This is a genomic window from Mesorhizobium sp. M4A.F.Ca.ET.020.02.1.1 (assembly GCF_004022645.1).
GTDB lineage: Bacteria > Pseudomonadota > Alphaproteobacteria > Rhizobiales > Rhizobiaceae > Mesorhizobium.
In genome coordinates, this window is sequence record NZ_RZOI01001236.1 from 1 (window position 1) to 860 (window position 860).

Annotated in this window: 2 pseudogenes; both read left to right on the forward strand. The window is 65.6% G+C overall.

The features are described 5' to 3' along the window. Positions 1–623, forward strand: a pseudogene (locus EN742_RS36320) (methylase); the annotation flags it as partial. Between the two features lie 12 nt (positions 624–635). Continuing rightward, positions 636–860, forward strand: a pseudogene (locus EN742_RS36325) (DNA primase); the annotation flags it as partial.

Sequence of the window (860 nt, forward strand, 5' to 3'; positions counted from 1 at the left end):
GGACGATAGAGCACCGGGTGCGCCTGTTGCGGCCGACCGACGAGCTGCGCTTCGGTCTCGATGCCCTTGCCGAAACTCATTGGCTGCCCGCCGACCGAAGGCTGTTCTGCGAGCTGTGGCAGGCAGAAGTCGCCGCCGTTCCGGAACTCACGACCAGCACCTTCCACATCGTCACCGGCCTGTTGCTGCCGATCTGGCGGCGGCTGCCGGACCATGATTGCCAGGTCTACCGGATCCAGACCGATGCCGGAGAACGCATCATCGGCCGTCACATCGCGCCGACGCTGGTCGCGACCATGTTGCGCAAGCTCGGCATCGACAATGTCCCGACACTGGCGCCGGAGGAGGCCTGGACCGGACTGGTGGAGGGACGGATCGGCCTGCAGCTTGCCGATGGCCTGGTCCTGCGCCGCAGCCGCGTCATGAACGACTACCGCGTCGAGCTCATCGGCTTCACCGACGCCATGGTGCCGCGCCTGAAGGCATTGGGCCTGATCGCGGAGATCATCTCCTGGAAGCTCAGGCTGTTCATCCCGACGGCCGAGCAAGGCTCCGCGATGCTCGCATCGCTTCTCGATCGCCACCGGCTGGTCGGCGTCACCGACCGCACGGCCGCGGCTTGAGAGGAGGCGATCATGACCGGCTCGGCCTTCGAGCTGGCACGCCGTCTCGGCGATCACGCCGAGGCGGTGTGCCGCGAATATCTCTCTAACGGCCATCGTTCGGGCAATCACTGGATCGTCGGTGATGTGAGAAACACGCGCGGCCGCTCCATGCATGTGCGGTTGAGAAGCAACGCCAAAGGCCCGGCGGGCAAGTGGGTGGACGAGGCGACGTCCGAATTCGGCGATCTTCTAGAT